Consider the following 7,395-nt stretch of genomic DNA (forward strand, 5'->3'; position numbering starts at 1 on the left):
GCGGTCATCGGTGTGACGCTCGGCCTGCTCGCCGGCTTCTTCAAGAAGCTCGATGCACCGATTGCCCGCCTGATCGATGCGATGATGGCCTTTCCGGACATTCTGCTGGCGATCGCGCTGGTCGCAGCGCTCGGCCCGTCGCTCGCGACAGTTATCATCGCACTCTCCGTCGTCTACGCGCCCCGGCTGGCGCGTATCGTGCGCGCCTCGACGCTGGTCATCCGTGAGTTGCCCTACGTGGAAGCCGCAAAGGCACTCGGCATTTCCACACCCCACATCATGACGCGGCATGTACTGCGCAACCTGCTCTCGCCGATCCTGGTCCAGGGTACCTTCTTGTTTGCGAGCGCGATGCTCGCCGAGGCGGGACTTTCCTTCCTCGGCCTCGGCGTCAGCCCCGAAATTCCGACCTGGGGAACGATGATCGCCGCTGGTCGGCAATATATCGGTCAGGCCGACTGGATGACGCTCTTTCCCGGCTTTGCCATCATTCTCTCCGTTCTCTCGCTGCAGATGGTCGGCGACGGGCTACGGGATATTCTCGATCCAAGACTCAGAAAGGATTTGTAGGTCATGTCTTCCGCTGACAAGGCGATGAAGCCCCTCCTCATCACCAATGTGAAGCCTATGGCTTTCGGTGCCGACGCGCCGAACGCCGCGGTCGATATTCTCGTCGACGCTAGCGGGCGGATCGCCGAGATCGGTCCGTCGCTGGCGGCCGCGGGCGACGTACAACGCATCGAGGGCAAGGGCGCCTGGATTTCACCCGGCTGGGTCGACCTGCATGTCCATATCTGGCACGGCGGGACCGACATCTCGATCCGCCCGTCGGAATGCGGCGCCGAGCGCGGCGTCACGACGCTGGTCGATGCCGGGTCCGCCGGAGAGGCCAATTTTCACGGCTTCCGCGAATATATCATCGAGCCCTCGCGCGAGCGCATCAAGGCTTTCCTCAATCTCGGCTCCATCGGTCTCGTTGCCTGCAACCGCGTAACGGAGCTGAGGGATATCCGTGATATCGATCTCGACCGCATTCTCGAGGTCTATGCGCAAAACAGCGAGCATATTGTCGGCATCAAGGTGCGCGCCAGCCATGTCATCACTGGTTCATGGGGCGCTACGCCCGTCAAGCTCGGCAAGAAGATCGCCAAGATTCTCAAGATCCCGATGATGGTGCATGTCGGCGAGCCGCCTGCCCTTTACGACGAAGTCCTTGAGATCCTCGGCCCCGGCGATGTGGTCACCCACTGCTTCAACGGCAAGGCCGGTAGCAGCATCATGGAGGACGAGGACCTTTTCAATCTCGCCGAGCGCTGTGCCGGCGAAGGCATCCGCCTCGATATCGGTCATGGCGGTGCGTCCTTCTCCTTCAAGGTGGCGGAGGCGGCAATCAAGCGCGGCCTGTTGCCCTTCTCCATCTCGACCGATCTGCACGGCCATTCGATGAATTTTCCGGTCTGGGATCTCGCGACAACCATGTCGAAGCTGCTTTCGGTCGGGATGCCTTTCGACAAGGTCGTGGAGGCGGTTACCCATGCGCCCGCCTCCGTCATCAAGCTGTCCATGGAAAATCGACTTTCCGTTGGCGCCGATGCCGATTTCACCATCTTCGATCTGATCGATTCCGAGCTGGAAGCCACCGATTCGAATGGCGATGTCTCGGTCCTGAAGAAGCTGTTCGAGCCTCGTTATGCCGTCATCGGTGCCGAAGCGGTCGCCGCCAGCCGCTACATTCCGAGAGCCCGCAAGCTCGTTCGCCACAGCCACGGATATTCCTACCGCTAAGACCCGAGCCAATCAGAAAATCGCATGACAGGAGTTTGCGTGAACCAGTCCCCAGCAACCGCCGGCAAAAGTCAGAGCGCGCCCTATCAGCGCCTCTCCTCGCTCGGCATCGAGCTTCCGCCGTCGCCGCCACCGATCGCCAATTTCGTGACGCATGTGCGGGAAGGCAACATACTCTACCTTTCCGGCCAGGGTCCACGGGAGGCCGATGGTTTCCTGCATGCGGGCAAGGTCGGTGCCGACGTCGGCGTCGGCGATGCCTACAAGCATGCCCGGCTCACGGGCATCAACCTAATCGCCGTCATGCATGATGCGCTCGGCGATCTGTCACGCGTGAAGCGCGTCGTCAAGCTGCTCGGCATGGTGAATGCCGTGCCGCATTTCGAGGATCATCCGAGCGTCATCAACGGCTGCTCGGACCTGCTGATCGAGGTTTTCGGCGACGCCGGCCAGCATGCGCGTTCCGCTGTCGGTTTCGGCTCGTTGCCGGGCAATATTACCGTCGAGATCGAGGCGATCGTCGCCTTGCACGACTGAGAGGAAGCGGATTTCAATGGCTGCGCCAGCCCATCAGCTTTTCGATCTTCTGCGCCGAGGCGATGACCTGGGAGGTATAGTGGCTCTCGTCGGAAAAGGCCTTTTGCTCGGGCAGCACGATGGAAATCGTCGCGACGCACTTGCCGTCGCGGTCGCAGATCGGCGAGGCGATGCATGCAACCGCATAGTCCGATTCTCCCGCCTGGATCGAGAGCCGCGTTTCGAACGCACTTGCGGCTGCAGCAGACAGGGTATCCGGATCGACGTCGGCACGCCCCGTCGGCGAGGAACGCGCGCAACGCCTGAAAAGCTCGATGCGTTCGGCTTCCGGGAGATGGCCAACCAGCAGCCTGCCGGAGGCCGTCCAGTTCAGCGGAACGCGGGTGCCGACACGCGAGGCGACCTGAAAATGGCTCGGACCATCCGCCATGGCGAGAACGAGCATGTGGTCGCCGTCGCGGCCGCAGACCTGCACCGTCTCGCCCGCCTGACGGCAGAGATCGTGCATCTCATGGGTGGCGACGCTCATGAAGTCCAGCGAACGCGCATAGGCGAGACCGTAATGGTAGAGTCTCGCGCCGAGCCAGATCGAGCCGTCCGCATTGCGCGCCAGCATGTTCTTTTCGATCAGGTCGTCGATGATGACGTAAACCGTGGACAGCGGCGCCTTGACGGCCTTGGCGATAGCGTAGGCGCCGGCCGGAGAACCGGTTTCGTAAAGATAATCAATCACCTGCAGCGCGCGGTCGATGCCGCTGACGCGCGACCGTCGCGTGGATTTCACCCCATTGTCGACATCCGCTTCGGGCTCATCGGGGTAATCGACGGATGATGACTTCGTATCCAAGCTTCGACTCCCATTCGAAATTCGAGAGCTCATTACATTATTATGGCATAGCTGTCGATGCGGCATTTTCACAACCACAGGCCTCGACAGTAAAAAATTCTGGAGATGAACATGACAGATGACGTCCGCCCATCCCTCGGCCTTCGACAGGTCATCAATGTATCGGGCACGATGACCAGCCTCGGCGCCTCGATCGTGGTTCCCGAGGCAATTGCCGCCATGTCGGCGATCCTGCCGCAATTTGTCGAGATCAACGACTTGCAGCGCAAGGCGAGCACCGTGATCGCGCGTCTGACGGGCGCTGAAGCGGGCTTCGTTACCGCCTCGTGCTCCTCCGGCATCAGCCTTGCGGTGGCAGCGACGATAACCGGTAATAATCTGCTGGCGATCGAGAAGCTGCCGGACGTGACGCCGGAAAGGAACGAGGTTCTGGTCCAGATGGGGCATGTCGTCAGCTATGGCGCGCCGGTCGAACAGGCAATCCGTCTTGCGGGCGGCAAAGCCGTTCTCATCGGTCAGGCGACGTCGACGCATCGCTTTCACATGGAATATGCGATCACCGAGAAGACCGCCGCCGCTGTCTATGTCGTTTCGCACCATGTCGTCGACTATGCGATGCTGAGCCTCAAGGAATTCTGCGAGATCGCCCACGCCAAGGGCGTTCCGGTCATCGTCGATGCCGCCTCGGAGTATGATCTGCGTATCTTCCTTGAGCAGGGAGCCGACATCGTCCTTTATTCCGGCCACAAGTTCCTGGGCGGCCCGACTTCGGGCATCGTCGCCGGGAAGAAGGAACTGGTGCGCAATGCTTTCCTTCAAAACATGGGCATCGGCCGCGGCATGAAGGTCGGCAAGGAGAGCGTCTACGGTGTCATGGCCGCGCTGGAAGCCTGGGAGAAGCGTGATCACGCCGGCATTCGCGCCCGGGAAACCGGCTACCTGAAGCTCTGGCAGGAGACGCTCGATGGCCGTCCCGGCGTCAAGGCCGTGATCGAGCCGGATCCGACCAACAATCCGCTCGACCGCATGCGCGTGATCCTCTCGCCACAGGAGGCCCATATCACCGCCTGGGATCTGGCAGATGCGCTTGCCCGCGGCAATCCGCCGGTCATCGTGCGGGATCACGAAGTGGAGCACAACCACTTCTATCTCGACCCATGCAACCTGCATCCCGGTCAAGAGACGGTTGTCGCCAGCCGTCTCGTCGAGGAGCTGGACAAGGCCCGCGCCTCGAACGAGATCATCGCCACGCCGCTGGAAGAACGCAGCAAGCGCCGCTTCGCCGGTCTTTTGCGCTGGCCGGATTAATTCCGATCGCTCCCGTACGAAGAGAGGAAACGAACATGACCAGCTTCCAAGCCCAAACGATCCGGACGGAACAGCCCGTCCTTGCCGTTGAGGGATTGACGACTTCGTTTCTGGTGGACGGCGAATGGAAGCCGGTCGTTCGCGACGTCTCTTTCACGGTGGCGCCGGGCGAGACGGTGGCGATCGTCGGGGAATCCGGCTCCGGCAAGAGCGTTACTTCGCTCTCGATCATGCGGCTTCTGCAGGCCGATTCCAGCCGCATCGAGGGCCGCATCATGCTCGGAGGCCGCGATATTCTTGCGCTGCCCGAAAGCGAGATGCGCCAGGTGCGCGGCAATGACGTGGCGATGATCTTCCAGGAGCCGATGACGAGCCTTAATCCGCTCTTTACGGTCGGAGACCAGATTTCCGAGGCCCTGCTTTGCCACACGAATATGAGCAAGACCGAGGCGAGGAATGAGACCATTCGGCTGCTCGACAAGGTGCGAATCCCTTCGGCCGCCTCGCGCTTCGATGAATATCCGCACCGTTTTTCCGGCGGCATGCGCCAGCGCGTGATGATCGCCATGGCACTTGCGAGCAAGCCGAAGCTGCTGATCGCGGACGAACCGACGACCGCACTTGACGTGACGATCCAGGGGCAGATCCTCGACCTCATCAAGATGCTCCAGGAAGAAGAAGGAACATCCGTCCTCTTCATCACCCACGACATGGGAGTGGTCGCCGAGATCGCCGACCGCACGGTCGTCATGTATCGTGGCGAGCAAGTGGAGACGGGTATCACGAGCGATATTTTCTATCGGGCCAGCCATCCATATACGCGCGCCTTGCTGTCAGCGGTGCCTGTTCTCGGCTCGATGAAGAACTTCAAGCGGCCGCTGCGATTTCCCGTCGTCAATACCAAGACGGGCGAATCCGATGTGCCAACCGAGGTAACCGACACGGTAGCCTCTACGCAGCGTCCGGTGCTTGAGGTCAAGAATCTTGTCCGGCGTTTCGATATCCATTCCGGTCTGTTCGGCAAGCTGAGCGGCCGCGTCCATGCGGTCGAGAACGTTTCCTTCGACCTCCATGCCGGTGAAACGCTTTCGCTCGTCGGCGAATCCGGCTGCGGAAAGTCGACGACCGGTCGCGCCATCATGCGGCTGATCGAGCCTCAGAGCGGATCGGTGCTGGTCGAGGGCAAGGAGATGCTGGCCCTCGACAGGAAGAGTCTACGCGAGATGCGGAAATCCGTGCAGATGATCTTCCAGGATCCCTTCGCCAGCCTCAACCCGCGCATGACGGTCGGCGCGGCGATCGCCGAACCCTATCTGGAGCACGGCATGGGAACCGCCAAACAGGCCCGCGATACCGTCGCCGACCTGCTGGTAAAGGTGGGACTTTCCCCGGATATGGCGTCGCGTTATCCGCACGAATTCTCCGGCGGTCAGCGTCAGCGTATCTGCATCGCACGGGCGCTGGCGCTCGAGCCCAAAGTGATCATCGCGGACGAAAGCGTCTCCGCGCTCGACGTGTCGATCAAGGCGCAGGTCATCAACCTGATGCTCGATCTGCAGCAGAGCCTCAACCTTGCTTTCCTGTTCATCTCCCACGACATGGCGGTGGTCGAGCGCGTCAGCCATCGCGTCGCGGTCATGTATCTCGGCGAGATCGTCGAGATCGGACCGCGTGCTGCCGTCTTCGACAACCCCCAGCATGCCTATACGAAAAAGCTGATGTCGGCGGTGCCGGTTCCGGATCCGGACCGTCGACGTGAACACCGCGGCACAGTGAACGAGGAGCTGAAGAGTCCTATCCGGCCGATCGACCACAAGCTCCAGCCCCTGCAATATCTGGAGGTCTCCCCGGGTCATCTGGTGGCGCTTTAAATGCCGCAGCGTCCGGTGGACGAATTCACAGCTTTTCCATCACGATCGACAAGATTCTGGACAGCGGCACCTCATGCAAAGCGCAATAGAGACGGACACACTCCGCTCCGTCTAGCGAATGCCCAGTCGCTCGAATGCCTCAGGCGGCGCTTCATTTGCCCGCATCAGTGATGCCATGAGTGCCGTCATCCTGGATTCTAAAGCCTCGTCCTTCAATGGACGAGCTTGACCAGGATCGTTGAGCAGATCGTAAAGTCGGGTCTCCTTTTCGAGGAGGGAGCCCGGACCGTAGTTCGAATACATCGGCGAGCGCTCGGTGACCGGTATCTTCAAGAGCGGTACGTTCTTCGTCCAGCCAAACGGCTTGGCCAGCGTGGATGACGCGAGTTCCTCCGGCGTGAACCGTTGCGTGATGTGGGTCGGCATCAGCGTATATTGGAAGATTTCCTGCGTCTCGATGTCTTTCGGGAAGCGATGGTAGGTGTACCGTCCGTCGGTGACGTTCACTGCGCCGCCGAAATAGCCGAATATGACGGCCTCCCTTCCCTGGTCGCGAAGAAGCGACCGACCCTCCATCTCCGGAGGCGGCTCAACCCCATACAGATCGAGGAATGTCGGACCGACGTCGATCGACTGGGTCAGACGGGCCACGCGCCGGGCGCCGGGATTGTGCGGGTTATGGATGAAGAGCGGGATATGTACGATCTCCTCGTACATATTCATGCGGTTCTTCGCCCAGAAGTCATGTTCGCCGAGCAGGAACCCGTGATCGGTCGTGACGACGAGCGCAGTGTCCTTCCACAGGTCGTGCTCATCGAAGTAGTCGAGCAACTGTCCGAGAAGGAAGTCGCAGAGAGATACGATCGCATAGTAGTTGGCGCGAAGCTCGTCAGCCTCTTCGGGAAGTTCCTCGACGCGGCCATAGCGTGGCCAGTCGCGGATCGGACCGTTCCAGCCCGTCTTGAATGGCTCCTTGAATCTCTCGGGCGCGAAGAAGGGCTCATGCGGATCGAAAGTTTCTATCTGCAAGAGCCAGTTTTCCGCGCC

Annotated in this window: 7 protein-coding genes; 5 read left to right on the forward strand and 2 right to left on the reverse strand. The window is 60.8% G+C overall.

What is annotated here, in order from left to right; translation table 11 throughout:
- The 3 genes from HGP14_RS34780 to HGP14_RS34790 all read left to right on the forward strand — a co-directional run.
- The coding region (locus tag HGP14_RS34780; protein ID WP_168834325.1) for an ABC transporter permease at positions 1-570 on the forward strand (570 nt) is incomplete at its 5' end.
- Between the two features lie 3 nt (positions 571-573).
- Positions 574-1,785, forward strand: a complete 1,212-nt coding sequence (locus HGP14_RS34785; RefSeq protein WP_168834326.1) for an amidohydrolase/deacetylase family metallohydrolase — start codon at positions 574-576, stop codon at positions 1,783-1,785.
- 24 nt (positions 1,786-1,809) lie between these two features.
- On the forward strand, positions 1,810-2,322 hold the full coding sequence (locus tag HGP14_RS34790; RefSeq protein WP_168834327.1) for a RidA family protein: 513 nt from the start codon (positions 1,810-1,812) through the stop codon (positions 2,320-2,322).
- A gap of 13 nt (positions 2,323-2,335) precedes the next feature.
- Here HGP14_RS34790 and HGP14_RS34795 read toward each other — a convergent pair whose 3' ends face one another.
- On the reverse strand, positions 2,336-3,202 hold the full coding sequence (locus HGP14_RS34795; protein WP_168834328.1) for an IclR family transcriptional regulator: 867 nt from the start codon (positions 3,200-3,202) through the stop codon (positions 2,336-2,338).
- Positions 3,203-3,280: 78 nt separating this feature from the next.
- On the opposite strand from HGP14_RS34795, the gene HGP14_RS34800 reads away from it, so the two are divergent.
- Both HGP14_RS34800 and HGP14_RS34805 read left to right on the forward strand, forming a co-directional pair.
- Positions 3,281-4,477, forward strand: a complete 1,197-nt coding sequence (locus HGP14_RS34800; protein ID WP_168834329.1) for an aminotransferase class V-fold PLP-dependent enzyme — start codon at positions 3,281-3,283, stop codon at positions 4,475-4,477.
- 35 nt (positions 4,478-4,512) lie between these two features.
- Complete coding sequence (locus HGP14_RS34805) at positions 4,513-6,348, forward strand: ABC transporter ATP-binding protein (RefSeq protein ID WP_168834330.1); 1,836 nt, start codon at positions 4,513-4,515, stop codon at positions 6,346-6,348.
- Between the two features lie 111 nt (positions 6,349-6,459).
- On the opposite strand, the gene HGP14_RS34810 is transcribed toward HGP14_RS34805, so the two are convergent.
- Positions 6,460-7,395 (reverse strand): sulfatase-like hydrolase/transferase (locus HGP14_RS34810; protein WP_168834331.1); only part of this gene is annotated, 936 nt, incomplete at its 5' end.

This window comes from Rhizobium sp. P32RR-XVIII (assembly GCF_012641395.1).
In the GTDB taxonomy this organism is placed as follows: Bacteria; Pseudomonadota; Alphaproteobacteria; order Rhizobiales; family Rhizobiaceae; genus Rhizobium.